Source organism: Mycobacterium sp. EPa45 (assembly GCF_001021385.1).
Lineage (GTDB): Bacteria > Actinomycetota > Actinomycetes > Mycobacteriales > Mycobacteriaceae > Mycobacterium.
In genome coordinates this window covers 4,555,394-4,575,959 of record NZ_CP011773.1, presented here as the reverse complement: position 1 = coordinate 4,575,959, position 20,566 = coordinate 4,555,394, and the positions used below count along the sequence as shown (strand labels likewise).

Here is a 20,566-nt window from a genome sequence, read left to right as displayed (position 1 = left end):
CACCGGCGCACGTGCCTGCGTGCCGAACTGTGAGCAGAGGAGTGTGGGTGTGTCTTCAGGTATGAGCTTCGAACTGACCGAAGATCAGGAACTGATCCGTAAGTCGGTGCGGGAGTTGGCATCACGCTTCGATGACCACTATTGGATGGAGAAAGACCAGGAGCACGAGTTCCCCCAGGAGTTTTACGACGCCATCGCCGGTGGCGGCTGGCTCGGGATGACCATCCCCGAGGAGTACGGCGGGCACGGGCTGGGGATCACTGAGGCGACCATCCTGGCCGAGGAGGTTGCCCGCTCCGGTGGCGGCATGAACGCCGCGAGCTCCATCCACATGTCGATCTTCGGGATGCAGCCGGTGGTGGTGTTCGGCTCCGACGAGATGAAGGCCGCGACGCTGCCGCGGATCGTCAACGGCGACCTGCACGTCTGCTTCGGCGTCACCGAACCCGGTGCCGGACTGGATACTTCGCGCATCACGACATTCGCCAAGCGTGATGGCGACCACTATGTCGTCAACGGCCGTAAGGTGTGGATCTCCAAGGCGCTGGAATCCGAGAAGATCCTGCTGCTGGCCCGGACCGAGAGCCGCGACGACGTCGAAAAGCGGGGCGGAAAGCCGACGGAGGGTCTCTCGCTGTTCCTCACCGACATCGATCGCGATCACGTCGACATCCGGCCCATCAGGAAGATGGGGCGCAACGCCGTCAGTTCCAACGAGGTGTTCATCGACGATCTGCGGATCCCGGTTTCCGACCGCATCGGCGACGAGGGCAAGGGCTTCTCCTACATCCTGCACGGGCTGAACCCGGAGCGGATGCTGATCGCCGCCGAGGCGCTGGGCATCGGCCGGGTGGCACTCGACCGGGCGGTGAAGTACGCCAACGAACGCGTGGTGTTCGACCGCCCGATCGGGATGAACCAGGGTATCCAGTTCCCGTTGGCCGACTCGCTGGCGCGCCTGGACGCGGCCGAGCTGATCCTGCGCAAGGCGACCTGGCTCTACGACAACGGAAAGTCCTGCGGCCGGGAAGCCAATATGGCGAAGTACCTGTGCGCGGACGCCGGATTCACGGCGGCCGACCGTGCGCTGCAGACCCACGGCGGCATGGGCTATTCGGAGGAATACCACATCTCCCGGTTCTTCCGTGAGTCGCGCCTGATGAAGATCGCGCCGGTCAGCCAGGAGATGATCCTGAACTTCCTCGGCGCCAACGTGCTCGGCCTGCCCAAGAGCTACTAGTGGCCGGCGATGGGCCCGACCGTATGGTGATCTGATGACTTCTGCGCAAGGACCGGCAGCCCCGCTGGCCGGTATCACTGTCGTGGCGTTGGAGCAGGCGGTGGCGGCACCGATGTGCACCCGTGTCCTGGCCGACTTCGGTGCCCGGGTGATCAAGGTCGAGAACCCGTCAGGTGGGGACTTCGCCCGTCACTACGACGACGTCGTCAACGGCCCGGGAGGCCTTGCAGCCCATTTCGTTTGGGCCAATCGCAACAAAGAGTCGATTGCATTGGACCTGAAAACAGCCGAGGGCCTGGCGATCCTGCACCAATTGCTCGACCGCGCCGATGCACTGGTGTCCAATCTTGCGCCCGGCGCCACCGCGCGGCTCGGCATCTCGCCCGAGCAACTGCGCGAACGCCACCCCGACGTGATCGCCGTCGAGATCGACGGCTACGGCGCCGGCGGCCCGCTGTCGAACAAGCGGGCCTACGACCTGCTGGCGCAATCGGAGTCCGGATCGTGTGCGGTGACCGGCTATCCCGGCATGCCCGCCAAGCCGGGCCCGCCGATCGCCGACATCTCCACCGGTCTGTACTCGGCACTGTCGATCATGGCGCTGCTCATCTCCCGCGGTCAGCGGACGCGGCGGGGTGCGGCCGTCACGGTGAGCCTCTTCGACACGATGATGGATCTGATGGGTTATCCGCTGACCTACGCGCAGCATTCTGGGATCGACCAGGAGCCGTTGGGCATGAACTCCCCGGCGGTGGCGCCCTACGGCTCCTTTGTCACCGCCGACAATCAGACGGTAGTGCTGGGCACCACCAATGACCGGGAATGGCAACGACTCGCCCGCGAGATCATCGAGCGGCCCGACCTGGCCGCCGACCCGCGATACGCCACCAATTCCGATCGCTGCGCCCACCGCGACGAGCTCAATGCGGCCATCCAAACCTGGTGTGCCCAGCATGATCTGGCCCATATCCAGAAGACGGCCGACGCCGCGGGAATCGGCAATGCTCGCTACAATCTGCCCAGCGAGGTGCTGGCTCACCCGCAGCTGTCCGATCGGGACCGGTGGCGGACGGTACAGACCACAGCGGGCGCGATCCAGGCCATCCTGCCGCCTCCGATCATCGAGGGCTATGAGCAGCCGATGGGCCCGGTGCCCGGCCTCGGTGAGCACACCGATGCGCTGCTGGCCGAATTGGGCTTGTCGGACAACGAGATCGGCAGCCTGCGTGAGCAGGGTGCCGTCGCGTGAACAGATTTCGGAACTGAGGAGCAGGAGCAGCCATGCGGGAAACGGTGATCGTCGAGGCGGTGCGCACTCCGGTCGGTAAGCGAAACGGCGGGCTGTCGGGTATGCATGCCGCCGACCTGTCGGGGCTGGTGCTGAACGCGCTCGCCGAGCGCACGGGCCTGGACCCGGCAACGGTCGACGACGTGGTGTGGGGCTGTGTGTCCCAGGTTGGTGACCAGTCCAGCAACATCGGCCGGTTCTCCGTCCTGGCGGCCGGCTGGCCGGAGTCGATTCCGGGGACCACGGTGAACCGGGCCTGCGGATCCAGCCAGCAGGCACTGGATTTCGCCGCTCAGGCGGTGATGTCCGGCCAGCAGGATGTGGTGGTCGCAGGCGGCGTCGAGGTGATGAGCCGCGTTCCGCTCGGGTCGGCGCGTGCCACCGGAATGCCATACGGCCCCAAGGTCCTCGAGCGCTACGACGACTTCTCGTTCAACCAAGGCATTTCGGCGGAGATGATCGCGCAGAAGTGGGGGTTCTCCCGCACCGACCTCGACGAGTTCTCAGCGCGCAGCCACGAACTGGCCGCGGCCGCACAGGATCGCGGGGCCTTCGACGATCAGATCGTTCCGGTGTCCACCGATGGCGGTGTGGTGAGTGCCGATGAAGGTATCCGGCGCGGGACCACCGTCGAGAAGCTGGCCGGCCTCAAGCCGGCCTTCACCGAGGACGGTGTCATCCACGCAGGCAACTCCTCGCAGATCTCCGACGGTGCCGCGGCTCTGCTGGTGACCACCGCCGAATACGCTGCGGCACAGGGCTGGCGGCCGCTGGCGCGGTATGTCGCCGGTGCGGTTGCCGGGGCCAACCCGGTGATGATGCTGACCGGTCCGATTCCGGCGACGGAGAAGGTGCTGTCCAAGACCGGACTGGGTGTCGACGACATCGGCGTCTTCGAGGTCAACGAGGCCTTCGCGCCGGTGCCGTTGGCGTGGCAGGCCGACACCGGCGCCAAGGCCGAGCGGGTCAACCCGCTCGGCGGGGCGATCGCGCTCGGTCACCCACTGGGCGGCTCGGGTGCGGTACTCATGACCCGCATGCTCTACCACATGCGCGACAACGGAATTCGCTACGGGCTGCAGACGATGTGCGAGGGCGGCGGCACCGCCAATGCGACCGTCGTCGAGCTGATCAACCAAGGGACCTGATGCGCCGCGATCTGTTCACCGAAGACCACGAGGCGTTTCGCGAACTCGCGCGAGACTTCATCGAGAAGGAGGTCGTGCCCGCCTACCCGGTTTGGGAGAAGGCGGGGCGGATGCCGCGTGAGACGTTCGCCAAGCTCGGGGAGACCGGGATCATGGGCATCACCCTGCCCGAGGAGTACGGCGGCGGCGGGCAGGACGACTACCGCTACAACGTGGTGCTGCAGGAAGAGGCGGCCCGCGCCCTGGTGACCCTGTCGACGGTGCGGACCCAGCTCGAGGTCATCCTGCCGTACTTCCTGCACTACGCGAACGACGAACAGCGTGCCCGCTGGTTCCCGGGCCTGGCCGCCGGGACGCTGCTGACCGCGGTCGCCATGACCGAGCCGGGCACCGGGTCGGACCTGGCCGGGGTGCGCACCACCGCGGTGCGCGATGGCGACGACTACGTTCTCAACGGCGCAAAGACTTTCATCACCGGCGGCATGCAGGCCGATCTGGTGGTCGTGGTGGCGCGGACCTCCACCGACCCAGACAACCGTCGTGCCGGGTTGACCCTGCTGGTGGTCGAGGACGGGATGGCGGGCTTCACGCGTGGGCGTGAACTCGAGAAGATGGGCTGCAAGGTGCAGGACACCGCGGAGCTGTCGTTCGTCGACGTCCGCGTGCCGGCGGCCAACGTACTGGGGGAGCAGGGGCAGGCCTTCTCCTACCTCGGGCACAACCTGGCGCAGGAGCGGCTCACCGTGGCCGTCGGCTCGGTGGCCCAGGCCCGCTCCGCGATCGCGGCCGCCATCGAATACACCCAGAGCCGCAAGGCTTTCGGGACGCCCGTCGCGTCGTTTCAGAACACCAAGTTCGAACTCGCCGCCTGCTCTACCGAAGTCGAAGCCGCCCAGGCCATGCTCGACCGGGCAGTGAGCCTGCACGTCGAGGGTGCGCTCAGCGGCGCCGACGCCGCCCGCGTCAAGCTGTTCTGCACCGAGATGCAGCAGCGGGTGATCGATCGCTGCCTGCAGCTCTTCGGCGGGTACGGCTACATGATGGAGTATCCGATCGCCCGGCTCTATACCGACGCGCGAGTAGCCCGGATCTACGCCGGGACCAGCGAGGTGATGAAGGTGATCATCGCCAAGTCGCTGGGGCTGTAGCAGCTCGTCCGACCACTGATCTGGGACTCGCGAATACGCGATCCGATCACTTCGAACTTTTTCCGCTGAGACCCTTGTCACATCGGTCCAAACCAACCTACTGTGTGTTCACTAGGTTGGTCTGTGGGAAGGAGTGCGGTGACGACGGCTCGCCCCTACGCCACCCTCCTTGCCAAAGGGGAGGACCGTAAGCAGCGCATCCTCGATGTCGCGCAGCGCCTGCTGGCCCGCAACGGCTGGCGCAACACCACCCTGGCTCAGATCGCCAGGGAGGCCGGCGTCACCGCGGCGGGGCTGCTGCACCACTTCGAATCCAAAGAGCAACTGCTGCACGCGGTGCTCGACGCGCGGGATGCCGACGACAGCGAGCACGCCGACTACCTGTTCGGCGACCTGATCGAGGGCATTGCGAATGCCGCCGACCGGTTCGACCGGTCGCCGCAGCTGGTCGGGACCTTCGCGGTTCTGATGGTCGAGAACATCGCCCCCGACGCCCCGCTGCACGACCGGCTGGTGGACCGCTACCGGCAGGCGGTGGAAATCATCGCCGACCGCATCCGCAGCGGCCAGGCCGAAGGCCGATACCGATCAGACGTGAACCCGGCCCGGAAGGCCGTGGAAATACTGGCATTTGTGAACGGAATGGAGACCTCATGGCTACTCGACCCGTCGATACCGCTGATCGATGTGTTCCGGGAGTACTCCAAGTCGCTGGCGAGCCAGCTGATACCGGACGCCGGATCATGAGATACCGGCTCGACATCGTCGCGCCCACCGTCGCCGAGGCGGTGCAACACGCAGGCGGTTGGATCTTTGACCGCGTGATGGCGGGCTGGGACGTCAATGTTCTGCTCGCGCAGCCCGGCGACACCCGCCCGCTGACGATCCTGGGTGCGCAGACCTCCGACTTCGAGTCGATGATCGCGGCCGGTGACGATCAGCAGCATCCCCAGGCGCTGGCGGTGGCCGCCGACCTCGTCGACGCCGATGCCCGGGTGCGCGAAGGTGTGCTGCGCGCGCTGGATTACGGCATGACCGAGGTGGCGTTGTGGGGCGAGGCTCAGCCGGCCGATCTCGACCGGAGCGTCGACTCGGTCGAGCATCGGCTGAGCTCGGCGGCACGGGTGTTCAAGGCACAGGCGCTGGCGGCCGCCGCCGTCGAGAATGTGGCGGTCGCCGCGACCGAGACCTTCCGAAGCGGAACCATGAGCTGCCCGCCGATCGGCGCCGATCTGGTCCCGGCCAGCTGAGGGCGGCGACGCCAAGCGCGGCGGCGGCGGGGCCGGCCGGGGCTCATTCCTTGATGGAGATGGCCTGCCGCGGGCACTGGCGCACTGCGTCGCGGATCTGCGCCTCGTTCTCCGGGGTCACCTCGTCGTTGAGGACGTGCAGGTAATCCTGGTCGTCGACCTGGAAGACCTCCGGGATGATCCCCATACAGATCGCGTTGGCCTCACACAGGCCGAAGTCCACTTCAATCTTCATCGCAGCACCTTCACCGGTACGTGGGAAAAGCCCGCCACGTTTTGCATCTGGACCCGTCGCAAGCCGTCCCACTGGACTTCGTAACGCGGCATGAAATCGAGCATCTTCTCCAGCGCGATTGCGCTCTCCATGCGGGCCAGGGCGGCGCCCAGGCAGCTGTGGATGCCGTAGCCGAGGCCCAGGTTCTGCGCCTCGGTGCGGTCGCGGTCGATGTCGAACTTGTCCGCGTCGGTGAAGGCGGCCGAGTCGCGGTTGGCCGACGCCATCAGCAGGAACACCGGCTTGCCGGCCGGGATCTTGCCGCTGGGAACCTCGGTGTCCCGCAGCGTGTAGCGCACGTTGTACTGCACCGGGCCTTCGTACCGCAGCAGTTCCTCGACCGCGGCGGGAATCTTGGACCGGTCGTCGAGCAGCTTCTGCCACTGTTCGGGGAACCGGGCGAAGTTGACCGCGGCCGTTCCCATCAGCTTGGTGACGGTTTCGGCACCGGCGCCGCCGAGAAGCGTTGCAAATCCGCAGATTTCGATGTCGTCGAGACGGCGCATGTTGCCGTCGTCGTCGGGGATCTCGGCGGCGATCAGGCGGCTGATCATGTCGTCCTGCGGGTTTTCCCGCCGCTCCTGAACCAGGCCGTAGTAGTACATCGCGGTGTCGATGTTGGCCTGCATGCCGGCCTCGCTGGTGCCGATCTGCCCGGGCTCACGGGACAGGCTGGTGTCGATCCAGTGCCGAACCTGCTGGCGGTATTCCTCCGGGACCCCGGCCATCCGGGTGATGACCTCGACCGGGAAGGGCCCGGAGAAGTCCTGCACCACGTCGAACTCGTTGGGGTTGGCCGCGGCCAGATACTTGTCGACCAGTTCGATGACCACGTCGCGCTGGGATTGCACCGCGCGCGGAGTGAACGCCTTGTTCAGCAGGCTGCGCATGTGGCGGTGCTCGGGCGGGTCCATGAAGATGATGGATTTCTGCGGCGGCTCCTCGCCCTTGACCATGGCCAGATCGCAACCCCGGGTCGACGAGAAGCTCTCGTGGTCCTTCAGCGCCGCCGCGACGTCCTCGTGGCGGGAGATCGCGTAGAAGTCCTCGCGTGCGTCGTAATACAGCGGGGCCTCGTCCCGCATGCGCTGGTAGATATCGAACGGGTTGTTGAAGTACTCCTGCGAGAACGGATCGAAAACGAGTTCGGCCTGAGTCATTGCATTCTCCTCCGAGGCGAGTGCTGGCCTATAAGCGTTACGGAAGGTTGATTGATTGTAACGCTAACAGTGGGGTGGGCGGGAGAGCGCAAAATAGCTAAATCACCCGATCTTTCGCGCTCGGAAGGGCTGCGCCGACGACATCGGCGAGCAGCCCCAGGTCGGTGTGCAGATCGGCCGCCGTCGCACGGGCGACGGCCACATCCTTGCCGATGAATTCGCCGACGGCGCCGCGGAATCCGGCCACCGACCCGACGCGGGCGATCGAGTCCAGCGCCCGGCTGGTTCCGCTGCCGTGGAGCAGCGCGCTCAGCAGCGTGGCCTCGTCGACACCGAGGCGACCGGCCAAGCCGACGGCCTCGGCCACGATCCCGATCTGCGCGGCGAACAACGTGTTGTTGACGAGCTTGACCCGCTGACCGGATCCGGTCGGGCCGACATGCAGCACCGGGTCGGCATAGCTGGACAGCAACGGGCGCGCCCGTTCCACCGCATCATCGTCGCCGCCGACGAACACCGTCACCGTTCCGGCCGCGATGTCGTGCGGTCCACCGCTCACGGGTGCGTCGAGCACGCTGATGCCTGGTTCGCGTGCTTTCGCGGCGATTGCTTCAGCGGTGCGCGGGTTTCCGGTGGTATGCAATATCAGCACCGAGCCGGGCTGCATGGCGCCCAGCAGATCGTCGGTCAGGACGATCTGACGCACCTGCTCATCGGTGAAGACGCAGACCACCACCGCCTCGGCGTCACGGGCCACCCCGGCCGGACTCCCGATTGCGGTGACGCCTAGTTCGGCTGCGGCGGAGAGCTTTTCGGCAGTGCGTCCCAGTGCCGTGACTTCATGACCAGCGTCGACCAGCCGACGCACCATGGGTGCGCCCATCCGGCCCACGCCGATGAAGCCGACTTTCACCGTGGGTTGTCCATCAACCTCAGTGCCGCGTCAGCGGCGTCGAGCACCGCACCGGGCTGTGCGCCGGCCTTCTCCGCGATGCCCGCGATCAGGCTGACGTCCTTGTGCAGCAGCCCCGCGGCAACCTGCTTGAGGATGTCGAGGTTGCCGCCGAAGCGCGCCACGCTGCCCAGCGCGAAACTGTTGGCCGACCCGCGGGTGATGACCTCGGACAGGTTTTCCGGTGCGACGCCCAGCGCCGCACCGAGATCCAGTGCGGTCTTGGCGGTCGCGATGTTCGCCGTGAACAACAGGTTGTTCAGCAGCTTGGTGACCTGTCCGGAGCCGACGTCACCCAAGTGCACGATGGGGTCGGCATACGTGGCGAACACCGGACGGACCCTTTCCACGACGGCGTCCTCACCGCCGACCATCACCAGCAGCTTTCCTTCCTCCGCGGCCGGACCGCCGCCGCTGACGGGCGCATCAACCACCGAAACGCCCTGCGCGGCGGCTCGCTCGGCCAGCTGTCGGCAGGTGTCCGGATGCACCGTGGCGTGCACCGCGATGATGCCGCCCGGTTGAAGTCCGGACAGCACACCGCCTTCGCCCGTGGCCACCTCGAGTACGTCGGCATCGCCGACCACGCACAGGCAGACCAGGTCGCTGCCCTCGGCCAGTTCCCGCGGTGAGGCAGCGACGGTTGCCGCGGTGTCGGCGAACGGCTCCACCGACGCCTCGCGACGCGCCCACAGTGTGAGGGGGTAGCCGCCCTCGACGATCCGGCGGGCCATTGGGCCGCCCTGGCTGCCCAGCCCGATGAATCCGACGCGCATTAGCCAGCCTCCCTGTTCACATCATCGGTGATGCATTGCTCAACGAAAGACAAAATGCTCGAGTGATACTGCGCGGCAGCCACACTCAGGCTCAGGTTGTGGCCGGCGCCGCTCTGGTGGTGTATCTCCACCCGCGGCGACTTGGCGAACAGCGCGGCGATATCAGCCAGGGCCTCGGGCGTCGAATCCCACACCCGCTCGTGTTCGGCGGCGGTGAAGCGGACGGGGGCGGTGACATGCCCGGCGAGCGCCGCGAAATCACGTCCGGCCCAGTTGGTCGAGATCTCAGCCTCTTGCGGTGGGGCGCCGGCGGATCCGACGGCGTTGATGACGTCGGCCGGGTACAGATCTTCGGGCGCCCAGATCAGCTCGCGCAGACCCGCGGGCCGGTGAGTTGGCGTGGCCTGTTTGAGAATGGCTCTGGCAGCGGGGTATTGATGCAATCCGGTGCCGGCCAGCTCGAGGCCGGACAGGTCTTGTCCGCGCTCGGTGACGGCCATCCGGAGCGCGAGTTCACAACCGTTGGAATGCGCGAGGATGAACAGGCCGGCACCACGTTGCCGCTTGCCGAGCATGGCATCGGCGGCGGCGTAGGCCAGCTGGACCCGACGCTCCGGCTCCCACATCGCATCGGAGTACGGCGCCGAGGCTCCGTAACCCGGCCGGTCGAGAGCCACCGCGCTGAAACCCGCTGCGGCAGCGGCTCTCAGGAAGGACAGCTCGGGATGGCCGGGGCAGTCGAAATACGCCGCGGAGGACGCCCCACCGTGCAGGGCGATGATTACTGCCTGCGGATCGTCGGCTGCGACGAACAGACCCGACATGGGGATCCCGTCGACGGGGACGACCCGGCGGACGGGAACTGTCATGTGTCGACTCGCATCAGCAGCACGCCGCTCGGCGTCAGTCCGCCGCTGCTGGCGACGGCGACCTTGGCATCCTTGACCTGCCGGTCTCCGGCCTCACCCCGCAACTGGCTGACGGCCTCGTGGATCAGGCCCATGCCGTGGGTGCGGCCGTGCGAGAGCTGACCGCCGTGGGTGTTCAACGGCAGCAGCCCGTCCCGGGCGATATTGGTGCCGCCGTCGAGGAAGTCCTTGGCCTCGCCGATGCCGCAGAAGCCCAGCGCCTCGAGCCACGACAAACAGTTGAAGGTGAACCCGTCGTAGAGCTCGGCAACGTCGACATCGCTGGGTCGCAACGAGGTTCGTGTCCACAGGTGTGCCGACTGGCCCAGCACCTGTGGTTCGTGGGTCAGCGTCGTCTGATCCCAGTCGGTGCGCTCCACGATCTGGGTGCCGACCGCTTCGAACAGCACCGGCGTCTTCGGGAGATCGCGAGCTGCCTCCACCGCCGAGACGATCACCGCGACCGCGCCGTCACAGGGCACGTCGCAGTCGTAGAGCCCGAACGGCGTGGTGATCGGTCGTGCCGACAGGTAGTCCTCCATCGTCATCGGATCGCGGTAGATGGCGGTCGGATTGAGCGCGGCGTTGGCCCGCTGGTTGATCGCGATCCAGCCCAGCGTTTCGCGGGTGGTGCCATACCGGGCGAAGTGGCGTTGAGCGTTGAGCGCCAACGTGTGTGCGGCCGATATCGCGCCGAACGGCATCTGCCAGCTGCTGGTACGCGCGCCGCCGGGGGGCGCAGCCTTGCCCTGCTTGAGCAACTCCTGGAACGTCGATTCCCACAACGTGCGGAAGCACAGCACGTGCCGCGCCATTCCGGTCGCGACGGCCATCATGGCCGCGATGACCGAGCCGCCCGGGCCGAACGTGTCCATCCCGCCGTTGATCCAGGTGGGGCGCAACCCCAGCGCGCCTTCCAAGGCCGTCACGCCGCCCTCACCCATCCCGGCGACGTCGAGGCCCGGGTACGTGGACAACCCGTCGATGTCGGCGAAGGTCAGGCCGGCGTCGGCCACCGCGGCCTCGCAGGCCTCGATGGTCAGCGACAGCGGGTTCACCATCAACCGGCGGCCGAGCCGTGATGCGCCGATACCGGTGATCGCCGAACGCTCCTCGAACTTGTCGGCGGTCAGCGGCGGACGGATGTGTCGAGCGAAGTCCTGAGGTGCGATCTCGTCGGCCGGCTCCTCGCCGATCCGCTTGGGTGTCACCGGACGGAACAGTGGCAGATAGACGTCGTCATTCTCTTCGAACACCACCTCGACGAGCTGACCCAGCTCCAGATCGGCGGGGTCGGCGTCGATGATGTTGGTGGTCAACCGAACTCGCGGATCCTCGGTGATCGCGACCTGGGCCACCACGTAAGGGGCAGGCAGGCCCGGAATGCTGAACCTCGCGTTGACCGTGAACGCCGACAGCACCGCCGTGCCGCTGACCGGCCGGGCCTTGAGGTCGTGGCTTCCGCAGTACCGGCACACCGGCTGCGGCGGGTGGATCAGCGAGCTGCAGCTCTGACAGCCCTGGATGCGCAGGGTGCCGTCGGCGCCGGAGGTCCAGAAGAACTCGTTCTCCTCGGTGACCTGGGGCAGCGGAGCGCGAGTCACTGGGCGAAGCCCCAGCGGGCCTCGAAGGCCGGCGATTCGTCGGTCGCCGGCGTGGTCACCGGGCGGGTCTCGCCGTCGAATTCGTTGTCGCTCATCTCGATGATCGCGTGCACCGGGCAGTCGAACAGTGCTCGCAGGACATCGTCACGGTCGGCCTCGCTCACCCGGCCGTCACCGATCAGGGACGCATAGCCCCAGTCGTCGAGCGAGAAGTGCTTGGGAGCGTGTTTGGCACAGACGCCGAAACCGTCACAGAGCGTCCGGTCCAGCCGAATTCGCATCTCGCCGCTCATGGCTGCGTCACCGCCTCCACCTCGTAGGGTCGCTGGGCGCTGAATCGACCCGCCCCGCACGGATCGCAGGCGCCGGCCAGATGCTGTTCGACGATCGCGGGGAAGTGCTTGAGCAGGCTGGCCGCCACATTGGCCGCCCCGTCGAGGGTGGCGCAGGCACCCCGGCCGCGAAGCACGACCGACCACCGCTCCAGCCGTGCGACGTCCTCGGCGGTTGCCGCGCCATCGCGCAGCGCACCGGCGGCGGCGGCCATTGCTGCCGTGCCGTTGAAGCAGGACCCGCACTGCCCGGCGTTCTCCCGGTCGAAATACGCCAGCACGGACGCCGCCACCGCCACCGGGCAATCGTCGGTCAGGATCGCGACGGCTCCGCAACCCAGGCCGCAGCCCATCTCCCGAAACGTCTCATGGTCCAGCGTGGTGTCGAGCACGTCGCGATTCAGCAGCCCCGCAAAGTATCCGCCCATCAGCGCGCCCTGCACCGAGTCCGGCGAAACACTGTGTAAAGCAAGCAGATCCGTGAACGGCATGCCATGTGGCATCTCGTAGAGGGCCGGCGGGCGCCCTGCCCCGGTGATGGTCATCAGGAAGGTGCCCGGCGACGCCGGCGTCCCGGCCGAGCGGAATGCGGCGGCTCCGTTGCGCTGCAGGTAGGGCAGATTCGCCAGTGTTTCGACGTTGCTCACCAGCGTGGGATGTCCGGCGACACCGTGCTGGAAGGGCCGTGGCGGTTTGTCGGTCGGCTTGGCAGGTCCCCCGTTGACCGCCCGGACCGCAGCGGTTTCCTCACCTGCGACGTAGCCGGCGTCCACAGTGACGATCGAAATCTGCAGGCCGCCAAGGATATCGAAGCCGACCTCATTCAACGCAGAATCGACGGCGCGCGCGGCGTCGAGGTCGGAGACGTAGACGATTGCCCGCTGCGCACCGACCAGCCGGGCGGCCAGTCGCACGCCGTCGAGCACCAGGTGCGGTCGATGCCGCAGCAGCCAGCGGTCCTTCACCGAGGCCGGCTCACCCTCCTCGCCATTGGCCAGGACCACGGTCTCATGGCCGCGGGTGTGCGCGGCGCGCACCGTGCGCAGCTTGATCGCCAGCGGGAAGGCGGCACCGCCGCGGCCGAGCAGACCGGAATTCTCCACTTCGGCGAGCAGTGCTTCGATGTTGGTCAGCAGTTCGTAGCCACCGGAGGACGTATAGGCACTCATGCTCTCCACCGTCGCCGGCAGCCGTAACAAGCGGGGGGTCAAGCCCGGTGCACTGGCGACGGTCAAGGCCGTGCTCACGGGGGCAGTCGCATTCATCGGTCACCTCTTCTGATTCGGGCACCCGGCGCGTGGTCGCTAGGCTGACGCCCATGAGAACGGCGGTTGTGCGTATCGATGTCGACCCGTCCGGTGAGCTGACGCCTGCGCAGCTCAACGAGGGCGTGGCGGCGCTGCGCACGTTTGCCGATGACAGCGGCGTCACCGTGGTCGACAACAACCTGGCCGCGATGCCGCGCGGCCGCCGCGAAGCCGAGCTGTTGATCAGCAACACCGCCACCGTCGATCCCGACGAGCTCAAGCGCGCTGGAATCGCCCTGTGTGCCAAGGCGTTCGGCACCGAACCGGTGATCGGTGTCGTCACCTACGTCAGCCGCGGCACCGACGAGGATGCGCACGGCGTGCTGGCCGGTTTCGGACTGCGCGGCGAGATCGCCCGCACCGTGGGTGACGACGGCTACGACATCCTGCACGTCACGCTGAGCAAGTCCGACATGGCGCGCATCCCGGAGAGCCGGGTGCACACCGCGCTGGAGGCCGCGACCAACTGTGAGGTCCACATCCGCTTGGTCTGAGTGCAACCGGATGCTCATCGGCGCAGGAAGTCCAGAATGGCCGGGGCCGCCTGCACCCAGGTGTCGAACATGTTGAAGTGCTTGACCTTTCCGGATGCCCGGTCTTCACCGGCGCGCTCCCAGGCGTCCTCCGGCCACGGCGGGTCGATCAGTGTGGAGCCCTTGATGAGGCAGTTCACCTCGAGCGAGGTGCGCTTGGGGTGGTCCCAGTCGTTCTCGCCGCCACGGATGATGAGGGTCGGCACCTTGATGTCGCCGAAGTACTCGTCGTCGACCCCGGGGATCGCCTGACCCGGCTTGGGGACGAACGCGTTGAGCCAGCGCAGCATGACCCGGAGGAACTCGTCGGTGTCCAGCGCCAGGATGCGGTCCTTGTTGGCCGGGTTCTCGGCGATGCGTTCCTTCCACTCGTCTACGTGCAGAAGGCCTTTGATGCCGAGACCGCGCGCCGCGAGAATGCTCGGCACCAGATAGTAGGAGCCCAGCACGAAGCTGCCGTACACGCCACCGACGATGTTCCACGCCACCAGCTTGGTGACGATCTCGGGGTACAGGATCGTGGTCAGGATCGAATCGCGGGCGCCGCCCGAGCCGCCGGCGATGATGCACGGGCCGACGCCCAGCCCGGTGATCAACCCGTGCAACGTCTCGGCGCGCATGTGGGATTCGCTCTGCCCGTAGAACTGCAGGTCGGATTTTCCGCAATTGGGCCGGTCCCACAGCAGCACGCGGTAGCCGCCTTTGACCAGTTCCTCGGCCAGCGGGCGTAGGCCCTCGATGTCCTTGCTGTACCGGCCACCCGGCGTAAGGGCGATGAAATCACCTGTCTCGCCGAGGATCTCGTATACGACGTTGCCGCCGTTGATCTCCAGGACCTGCTCGCCGTCACGCAGCTGCGGACCCGCGGTCGTCGGCGTGCTCATGCCATCACGAGAACGTCGTCGCCCACCACGCGTACCGGGTAGGTGCGGATACTCCACTCCGGCTTGACCGCGGTCGTACCGGTCGCCAGCTCGAATCCCCACTGGTGCCAGGGACAGTAGATGTACTCCAGATCGCGCACCATCACCGCGTCGCCGGGAACGCTCTCGTCGACGATGTTGCGCCCACGGGGGCGCCCAGAGCACAGCGGTCCACCCTCGTGCGGGCAATAGTTGGCGATGGCGTAGAACGTGCCGTTGACGTTGTACACCCCGACGCCATGCCGGCCGATCGGCACCAATTTGTGTGTGCCGGGCGGTATTTCGTCAACGGTCGCGACCACGTGCTCTCGGCCCTGCGCCAGGCGGGGCTGCTTGTCGGCTTGAGTCATCGCTCAGAAGACCCGCGTCTGACCCTCGAGGGCCGGCACGGTATCCGGCAGCCCGTACGTCTCGATCCCGTTGCGGAACATCACCGCTTCCCGCGCGTGCTCCGGCAGGTGTTTGACCAGCCAGCGCGGGTCGTCGTAGGTCCAGTGCGGATAGTCAGAGGAGAACAGCAGAATTTTCTCGCATTCCATCCACTCAAAGGCCCGCAGCAGCTCGGTCTTGTCCTCGGGGTAGTCCAGCGGCTGGGTGGTCCACTTGATGTGGTCCTTGACGTACTCGCTCGGCTTACGCTTGATATCCAGCCAGGACTTGCGGGCCTCGTAGATGGCGTCCATCCGCCACATGAGCGGCAGGATCCAGCTGAAGGCGTGCTCGACGAACACGATGCGCAGGGTGGGGAACCGGTCGAAGAGCCCATCGAAGATCATGCTCATGACCTGGTTGGCGGCCAGCAGCGAGTAGCTGACCATGAAGTCGTGGTTGTAGCTCGGGAAGCCCACCGGGGGGATCGGCAGCGTTTCGTAGAAGCCCCGCGACAGGTGGCAGCTCACCGGCTTGTTGATTTTGGTCGCCGCCGCCCAGATCGGGTCGTATTTCGGGTCACCCCACGACGGGCGAGGTTCGGCTTTGATCATCACCTGCGCCATGTACGGGTGCTCGCCCCACTTCTCGATTTCGCGGGCCCCCCCTTCGGGGTCCTCGATGGCGACGCAGATCGAGCCGCGCCAGCGCTCGTGCCAGTTGGTCCTGCTGTCCAGCCAGTGCTCGGTCTGCCAGGTGTTGTGCGCGTAGCCCAGTGCCGCGGTCGCCTCCGGGATGCGGCACGGTGCGAATGCGGGCTCGAGGATGCAGACGTCGGCGCCGGCCTCCATCACGGCCTGCCGAAGCGCCATGTCGGGGTCGCTGCAGGCGAACTCGCCGTCGTCGGGGAAGGTGTCGACCCGCATCGCGTAGGCGTGCGCATAGTCTGGCGAGTCGTAGTAGATCGTCTCGCCGACCCGGTGATTTCTGAAGTACTTGGTACGTATCGGCTCAGGGATGTACTCCTGCAGCACGCCTCGCTTGGGCACCGGGTGGACATCGGAATCGACGCACCGGATCGCGACGCGTTCGGCGGGAGCGACTCGCTCCTGGCTATGGGTCAGAGTCATCGTGGTCTCCTTTTAGCTCACGTCTACTGTGCGGCCAGGCCGGCCGGGATGTCTATGCCGTAGAGCGCGGCGGCGTTGCGCCAGCAGACTTTTTCCCGCTGCTCGGCCGTCCACGCGGTGGGCAGGGCACGGACATCGGTGCAGTGCCAGTGCGGATAGCTCGAGCCGAACATCACCATGTCTTCCTTGCCAGTGAATGACAGCCATTCGTCGGCGAAGTCAGCGTCGCCCGGCCCGTCGAGGCTGTTGTGGATGAAATGGACGTGCCCCGGCAGGTAGTCGCTGGGCATCTTCGGCGCCCACGGGGTCTGCTCGAGGTGGGGGCGCCCGAAGCAGTCCATCCGCCACATGAACGGCGTCATCATGTCGCCCGCGCCGTCGGCGAACACGAACTTCAGGTCTGGCCATCGCTCGAAAACGCCTTCGGCGATCAGGTTCATCAGGTGATAGATGTAATTGAGCGACATGAAGCCCAGGTACTGCTCATAGGTCCGGGTGTGTCCGGACGGGGTTGGCGGATACGCGATGCCCTCACCGGTCTCGATGTGGGTGGCCACCGGCAGGCCGGCGTCCACCGCTGCCTGCCACAGATCCCAGAACTGGGGTTTGCCGTACAACTCCCGCGATTGCAGCGGAATGCCGATCTGGACGACCCTCGGGTGGTCCTTGTACTTATCGATCTCGCGCAGCGCACCCCGGACGTCGTCGGGGTTGACCCGGATGGTGCCGCGGAAACGGTCACCGAATTCCGGATGGTCCAGCCAGCGCGACACCAGCATCTCGTTGTGGGCGGCCAGGATCGCGGTGCCGAGGTGGCGGTCGGGCATGATGCCGCGGCCCATCGGATGGAGGACCGCGACGTCGACGCCACGATCGTCGAACAGCTGACGGGCGACGAACGCCGGGTCGGATCCGGGGTACTGATGGTCCGGCCCGCGGGTCCCGTCTAGGTATTCACCGCCGGGTGCGCCGTACCAGTCCATTTCGTAGTCGGGGAAGCCGCGGCTCTTGAACGGCTCCCGCATCACGCCGCGCAGCTCGGGCGTGGACCCGAAGAAGATGTGCACGCTCGCGTCGATGACGGGGGTCGTTGTCCCGTCGCGGTGCTCTATCACCACAACCGCCTTCCGGTGATCCTGTCTGGCGTAAATCGAAGTTCTTCAACGGCAAGAACAGTGTTCTCACGATTGAGAGTAGAACCTCGTTACCACTTTGCCTCAACCGACCGTAGGCAGCAAGCAAATCAGCCGGTAGAGTGCGATACCGTCTTAGGAGAACCGATGGCGCACGAATGGAGAATTCGATTTCCGTTCAGTTGTGTCCCATCCGGGCAGGAGGCAGCGAGTGCTACTGGAGTTCGATGCTGATCAGCGATTGTGGCAGGACACCGTGCGGGACGCGGTGGCCAAGCAGTGCCCCGCCTCGCTGATCCGCGGGATCGCCGAGGACGGGGTCGATCCGGCGCCGCTGTGGGAGTCCTACGTCGAAGCGGGTTGGACCGAACTAGCCGACCCGGAGAATGCGGTTGAGCTGGCGATCGTATTAGAGGAGTTCGGCCGCGCCACGGACCCCACACCGTTTCTGGCAACCCTGACCCAGTACGCGCCGCTGGCCGGTGATCGCTACGACCCGCAGCACGCCGGCACCGCGGTTTACCAGGGGGTCACCGCCCATCGCGATGCCGACGGCTGGGTACTGACCGGAACCTCGCGGTACGTCCTGGACGGCGACCGGGCGCAGAAGCTCGCCGTGGTGACCGATGCCGGAGTGTTCCTCGTCGAGGCCGCCGCCGCGACGGCCACCCGGTTGCCGGTGTTCGACCCGGTGATGCACGTTGCCGACCTCACCTTCCCGGGTGTGGTGGTGTCCGACGACGACCGGGTACACGCCGACCCCGAACGGGCCCGCCACGTCGCGCTGACCGGGATAGCGATCACCACGGTCGGTGCGTGCCAGCGGATCCTCGACCTCGCTCTGCAGCACGTGCGGGACCGCCACCAGTTCGGGGTGCCCATCGGCTCCTTCCAGGCCGTGCAGCACAAGGCGGTCGACATGCACGTCGCGATCGAACGCGCTCGCGCTCTGTCGTACTTCGCCGCACTGACCATCAGTGCCGACGACCCGCGGCGTCGGCTTGCCGCCGCGATGGCGAAGGCCGCCGCCGGCGACTGCCAGTCGGTGGTCTTCCGCCACGGCCTGCAACTGTTCGGCGCCATGGGCTTCACGTGGGAGAACGACGTCCAATTCGCGCTCAAGCGCGCCAAGGCCGGTGAGCTCATGCTGGGCGGCGCCGCCGAACACCGTGCCGTGATCGCCAACGAGTACCGGGAACTGTAGATGCAACTTTCATTCGATCCCGACGTCGAGTCGTTCCGCGACGAGTTCAGCGCGTTCCTCGACGCCAACCTGCCGACCGAGGCCGAAACCGGCGAGCGGCCCCGGTCGGTGTCGCACATGCCGGCGTGGGCGCGGCGCTGGCAGCGGCTGTTGTTCGACAACGGCTGGCTGCTGCCCGGTCAGCCCCCGGAGTTCGGTGGCCGCAACGCCTCTATCCTGCAGCAGTTCGTTCATCTCGAGGAGCTCTGCCGGCGCCGGATCTACCACAGCTTCAACCCGCAAGGCGTGAATATCATTGCGGCATCGCTGATCTCGTTCGGATCCGATGAACAGAAGCACCGATGGGCGGTGCCTGTGCTCAAGGGTGAGAAGACCGCGTCGCTGGGGATGAGCGAGCCGAGCGCGGGATCGGACCTGGCCTCGCTGCGCACCCGCGCCGTTCGGGACGGCGATCACTTCGTGGTGAACGGCCAGAAGGTGTGGACCTCGGGTGCCCACGATGCCGACTTCCTGCTGACGTTCGTCCGGACCGACCCGGATGCTCCCAAGCACAAGGGCATCAGCGTGCTCCTCATCCCGACCGACCTGCCGGGGGTGGTCTGCCGGCCGTTCGCGTCGATCTGCGGGATCGACGACAAGGACTTCAACGAGGTGTTCTTCACCGATGTCCGGGTGCCCGCCGAGAATCTGGTGGGTCCGCTCAATGGCGGTTGGGGAGTCGCCAACGGGTCTCTGGGCCACGAGCGGACGATGATGTGGCTGGGATTCGCCGACCGCATCGCGAACATGATCGGCGATTTCGAGCCGAGGACGCCGCTGGAGAAAGACCAGTACGCGTCGATGATCATGGATTACCAGGCGCTGCGGTTGATGGGCTCCTCCGGACTGGCCAAGGCGGCGCGTGGGGAGACCGATGTGGCCTCGGTGTCGGTGGTCAAACTGTTCGGCTCCGAGGCAGAACTGCGGGCGTCCGAATATGCGCTCACCGCAAGCGGATCCGCTGGCCTGGTACATCCGTCCAGCACAGGGCCTTATGCCCATCTCAACCTGGACCACTACTTCGCCAGCTGGTTCGAGCGTCATGCCCGGAGTTTCTCCGGAACGATCGCCGGGGGCACCTCGGAGATCCAGCGCAACATCATCGCCCAGCAGGTGCTGAGCCTGCCGCGCTCGAAGTAGGCCTTCCCAAGGGCCCCGCCCGGCCGCGCCAGCCGCGCGTCCGCATCTTGTGGTGCCCGGGCGCCAACACGCTGACGCGCTCGTCAGCGTGCTGGTAAAGGCTGCTTTCTGCACGGTGGTTAATTCGAACCAGAGGTGGGTATTACCCGTGTCACTCCATAGGAGCGGACGCGCTGGAAGCCTGCCGGTGGCCCCTCGTGAGACGTTTGCTGGCCAACTTCTGGCGTCGTCGAGGGCCACTGAGGAATTCTCAGGCTTTTCGGAATCGAGCATGCAGACAATTGGGCTGTAGTTAACTTGCTCGTCAATGCTTATTGCGCAAGGGCGACGTTCACAGCGAATATTCAACACTCCCTGATCGGATTAGTTGACATCGCTCGCCCAACTGCTGACCTGTGCACTCAACCAATGGTCGAGCCACTGCCTGACGTTGAATCGCGTAGACCGCGATGTTCCCCGTCCCGGGCAGGTTCAAACCCGTGTGTGCAAACTCGAGGGGCTCGCAGGAGCGCGTCCGTGTGAGCGCTCGGCGGGTCAGCTCGCGGACCACTTCACGGCGTGTCGCGACGCGGATTTCGACTGAATTTTCCCGAGCGACGATGTGCCCTCAGGCCAGCGGCAGCGAACACGCCCGGAGGTCACTTCTGTTACCAGAGTGCTTGCTGATACTTCGCCTAGCTCACGAATTCTTGCACGATGTCCGCGGCC

21 protein-coding genes are annotated in these 20,566 nt (G+C 66.4%); 9 read left to right on the top strand and 12 right to left on the bottom strand.

Annotated elements, in window-relative coordinates; translation table 11 throughout:
• The first annotated feature begins 61 nt into the window (after positions 1 to 61).
• From AB431_RS21780 to AB431_RS21755, 6 genes are all read left to right on the top strand, one after another.
• Positions 62 to 1,240 carry an acyl-CoA dehydrogenase family protein gene (locus tag AB431_RS21780; protein WP_047331685.1) on the top strand — a complete coding sequence of 393 codons (1,179 nt, stop codon included), beginning with the start codon at positions 62 to 64 and terminating at the stop codon, positions 1,238 to 1,240.
• 34 nt (positions 1,241 to 1,274) lie between these two features.
• Positions 1,275 to 2,489 carry a CaiB/BaiF CoA-transferase family protein gene (locus tag AB431_RS21775; RefSeq protein ID WP_047331684.1) on the top strand — a complete coding sequence of 405 codons (1,215 nt, stop codon included), beginning with the start codon at positions 1,275 to 1,277 and terminating at the stop codon, positions 2,487 to 2,489.
• A gap of 32 nt (positions 2,490 to 2,521) precedes the next feature.
• Positions 2,522 to 3,676: a thiolase family protein gene (locus tag AB431_RS21770; protein ID WP_047331683.1), complete on the top strand. Its 1,155-nt coding sequence runs from the start codon at positions 2,522 to 2,524 to the stop codon at positions 3,674 to 3,676.
• On the top strand, positions 3,676 to 4,824 hold the full coding sequence (locus AB431_RS21765) for an acyl-CoA dehydrogenase family protein (RefSeq protein ID WP_047331682.1): 1,149 nt from the start codon (positions 3,676 to 3,678) through the stop codon (positions 4,822 to 4,824). Before AB431_RS21770 ends, AB431_RS21765 begins: the two co-directional genes overlap by 1 nt.
• 138 nt (positions 4,825 to 4,962) lie before the next feature.
• Entirely contained in the window at positions 4,963 to 5,571 is a 609-nt protein-coding gene (locus AB431_RS21760) for a TetR/AcrR family transcriptional regulator (RefSeq protein WP_047331681.1), read from the top strand.
• Positions 5,568 to 6,074, top strand: a complete 507-nt coding sequence (locus AB431_RS21755) for a hypothetical protein (RefSeq protein ID WP_047331680.1) — start codon at positions 5,568 to 5,570, stop codon at positions 6,072 to 6,074. The genes AB431_RS21760 and AB431_RS21755 overlap by 4 nt, the downstream gene beginning before the upstream one ends.
• A gap of 43 nt (positions 6,075 to 6,117) precedes the next feature.
• Here the strand turns inward: AB431_RS21755 and AB431_RS21750 are convergent, their stop codons facing one another.
• From AB431_RS21750 to AB431_RS21715, 8 genes are all read right to left on the bottom strand, one after another.
• Positions 6,118 to 6,309, bottom strand: a complete 192-nt coding sequence (locus AB431_RS21750; protein WP_047331679.1) for a ferredoxin — start codon at positions 6,307 to 6,309, stop codon at positions 6,118 to 6,120.
• Positions 6,306 to 7,508: a cytochrome P450 gene (locus AB431_RS21745; protein WP_047331678.1), complete on the bottom strand. Its 1,203-nt coding sequence runs from the start codon at positions 7,506 to 7,508 to the stop codon at positions 6,306 to 6,308. Before AB431_RS21745 ends, AB431_RS21750 begins: the two co-directional genes overlap by 4 nt.
• Before the next feature lie 97 nt (positions 7,509 to 7,605).
• A complete protein-coding gene (locus AB431_RS21740; protein WP_082135766.1) occupies positions 7,606 to 8,421 on the bottom strand; it encodes an NAD(P)-dependent oxidoreductase in 816 nt (271 codons plus the stop codon).
• Positions 8,418 to 9,236, bottom strand: coding sequence for an NAD(P)-dependent oxidoreductase (locus tag AB431_RS21735; protein WP_047331677.1), 819 nt, complete (start codon positions 9,234 to 9,236; stop codon positions 8,418 to 8,420). Before AB431_RS21735 ends, AB431_RS21740 begins: the two co-directional genes overlap by 4 nt.
• A complete protein-coding gene (locus AB431_RS21730) occupies positions 9,236 to 10,105 on the bottom strand; it encodes an alpha/beta fold hydrolase (RefSeq protein ID WP_047331676.1) in 870 nt (289 codons plus the stop codon). Before AB431_RS21730 ends, AB431_RS21735 begins: the two co-directional genes overlap by 1 nt.
• Entirely contained in the window at positions 10,102 to 11,748 is a 1,647-nt protein-coding gene (locus AB431_RS21725; RefSeq protein WP_047331675.1) for an OB-fold domain-containing protein, read from the bottom strand. The genes AB431_RS21730 and AB431_RS21725 overlap by 4 nt, the downstream gene beginning before the upstream one ends.
• Positions 11,745 to 12,029, bottom strand: a complete 285-nt coding sequence (locus AB431_RS21720) for a ferredoxin (RefSeq protein WP_200902782.1) — start codon at positions 12,027 to 12,029, stop codon at positions 11,745 to 11,747. Before AB431_RS21720 ends, AB431_RS21725 begins: the two co-directional genes overlap by 4 nt.
• Before the next feature lie 8 nt (positions 12,030 to 12,037).
• A complete protein-coding gene (locus tag AB431_RS21715) occupies positions 12,038 to 13,249 on the bottom strand; it encodes an NADH-ubiquinone oxidoreductase-F iron-sulfur binding region domain-containing protein (RefSeq protein ID WP_235435728.1) in 1,212 nt (403 codons plus the stop codon).
• A gap of 149 nt (positions 13,250 to 13,398) precedes the next feature.
• On the opposite strand from AB431_RS21715, the gene AB431_RS21710 reads away from it, so the two are divergent.
• Complete coding sequence (locus AB431_RS21710) at positions 13,399 to 13,881, top strand: hypothetical protein (protein ID WP_047331672.1); 483 nt, start codon at positions 13,399 to 13,401, stop codon at positions 13,879 to 13,881.
• Between the two features lie 14 nt (positions 13,882 to 13,895).
• On the opposite strand, the gene AB431_RS21705 is transcribed toward AB431_RS21710, so the two are convergent.
• The 4 genes from AB431_RS21705 to AB431_RS21690 are packed head-to-tail and all read right to left on the bottom strand — an operon-like array spanning position 13,896 to position 17,457.
• Positions 13,896 to 14,804 carry an alpha/beta fold hydrolase gene (locus AB431_RS21705; RefSeq protein ID WP_047331671.1) on the bottom strand — a complete coding sequence of 303 codons (909 nt, stop codon included), beginning with the start codon at positions 14,802 to 14,804 and terminating at the stop codon, positions 13,896 to 13,898.
• Positions 14,801 to 15,193 (bottom strand): Rieske (2Fe-2S) protein, encoded by a 393-nt coding sequence (locus tag AB431_RS21700; protein WP_047331670.1) that lies wholly within the window; start codon positions 15,191 to 15,193, stop codon positions 14,801 to 14,803. Before AB431_RS21700 ends, AB431_RS21705 begins: the two co-directional genes overlap by 4 nt.
• 3 nt (positions 15,194 to 15,196) lie before the next feature.
• On the bottom strand, positions 15,197 to 16,342 hold the full coding sequence (locus tag AB431_RS21695; protein WP_047331669.1) for an amidohydrolase family protein: 1,146 nt from the start codon (positions 16,340 to 16,342) through the stop codon (positions 15,197 to 15,199).
• A 23-nt stretch (positions 16,343 to 16,365) separates the two neighbouring features.
• On the bottom strand, positions 16,366 to 17,457 hold the full coding sequence (locus tag AB431_RS21690; RefSeq protein ID WP_047333678.1) for an amidohydrolase family protein: 1,092 nt from the start codon (positions 17,455 to 17,457) through the stop codon (positions 16,366 to 16,368).
• Positions 17,458 to 17,686: 229 nt separating this feature from the next.
• Here AB431_RS21690 and AB431_RS21685 point away from each other — a divergent pair, with 229 nt between their 5' ends.
• Complete coding sequence (locus tag AB431_RS21685; protein ID WP_047331668.1) at positions 17,687 to 18,679, top strand: acyl-CoA dehydrogenase family protein; 993 nt, start codon at positions 17,687 to 17,689, stop codon at positions 18,677 to 18,679.
• Entirely contained in the window at positions 18,680 to 19,858 is a 1,179-nt protein-coding gene (locus AB431_RS21680) for an acyl-CoA dehydrogenase family protein (protein ID WP_047331667.1), read from the top strand. It begins immediately after the preceding gene.
• Positions 19,859 to 20,566 lie beyond the last annotated feature (708 nt).

Coding starts and splice junctions, on each gene's coding strand:
- AB431_RS21780 (WP_047331685.1), top strand. CDS start 62: ATGAGCTTCGAACTGACCGAAGATCAGGAACTGATCCGTAAGTCGGTG.
- AB431_RS21775 (WP_047331684.1), top strand. CDS start 1,275: ATGACTTCTGCGCAAGGACCGGCAGCCCCGCTGGCCGGTATCACTGTC.
- AB431_RS21770 (WP_047331683.1), top strand. CDS start 2,522: ATGCGGGAAACGGTGATCGTCGAGGCGGTGCGCACTCCGGTCGGTAAG.
- AB431_RS21765 (WP_047331682.1), top strand. CDS start 3,676: ATGCGCCGCGATCTGTTCACCGAAGACCACGAGGCGTTTCGCGAACTC.
- AB431_RS21755 (WP_047331680.1), top strand. CDS start 5,568: ATGAGATACCGGCTCGACATCGTCGCGCCCACCGTCGCCGAGGCGGTG.
- AB431_RS21750 (WP_047331679.1), bottom strand. CDS start 6,309: ATGAAGATTGAAGTGGACTTCGGCCTGTGTGAGGCCAACGCGATCTGT.
- AB431_RS21745 (WP_047331678.1), bottom strand. CDS start 7,508: ATGACTCAGGCCGAACTCGTTTTCGATCCGTTCTCGCAGGAGTACTTC.
- AB431_RS21735 (WP_047331677.1), bottom strand. CDS start 9,236: ATGCGCGTCGGATTCATCGGGCTGGGCAGCCAGGGCGGCCCAATGGCC.
- AB431_RS21730 (WP_047331676.1), bottom strand. CDS start 10,105: ATGACAGTTCCCGTCCGCCGGGTCGTCCCCGTCGACGGGATCCCCATG.
- AB431_RS21720 (WP_200902782.1), bottom strand. CDS start 12,029: ATGCGAATTCGGCTGGACCGGACGCTCTGTGACGGTTTCGGCGTCTGT.
- AB431_RS21715 (WP_235435728.1), bottom strand. CDS start 13,249: ATGAGTGCCTATACGTCCTCCGGTGGCTACGAACTGCTGACCAACATC.
- AB431_RS21710 (WP_047331672.1), top strand. CDS start 13,399: ATGAGAACGGCGGTTGTGCGTATCGATGTCGACCCGTCCGGTGAGCTG.
- AB431_RS21705 (WP_047331671.1), bottom strand. CDS start 14,804: ATGAGCACGCCGACGACCGCGGGTCCGCAGCTGCGTGACGGCGAGCAG.
- AB431_RS21700 (WP_047331670.1), bottom strand. CDS start 15,193: ATGACTCAAGCCGACAAGCAGCCCCGCCTGGCGCAGGGCCGAGAGCAC.
- AB431_RS21695 (WP_047331669.1), bottom strand. CDS start 16,342: ATGACTCTGACCCATAGCCAGGAGCGAGTCGCTCCCGCCGAACGCGTC.
- AB431_RS21680 (WP_047331667.1), top strand. CDS start 18,680: ATGCAACTTTCATTCGATCCCGACGTCGAGTCGTTCCGCGACGAGTTC.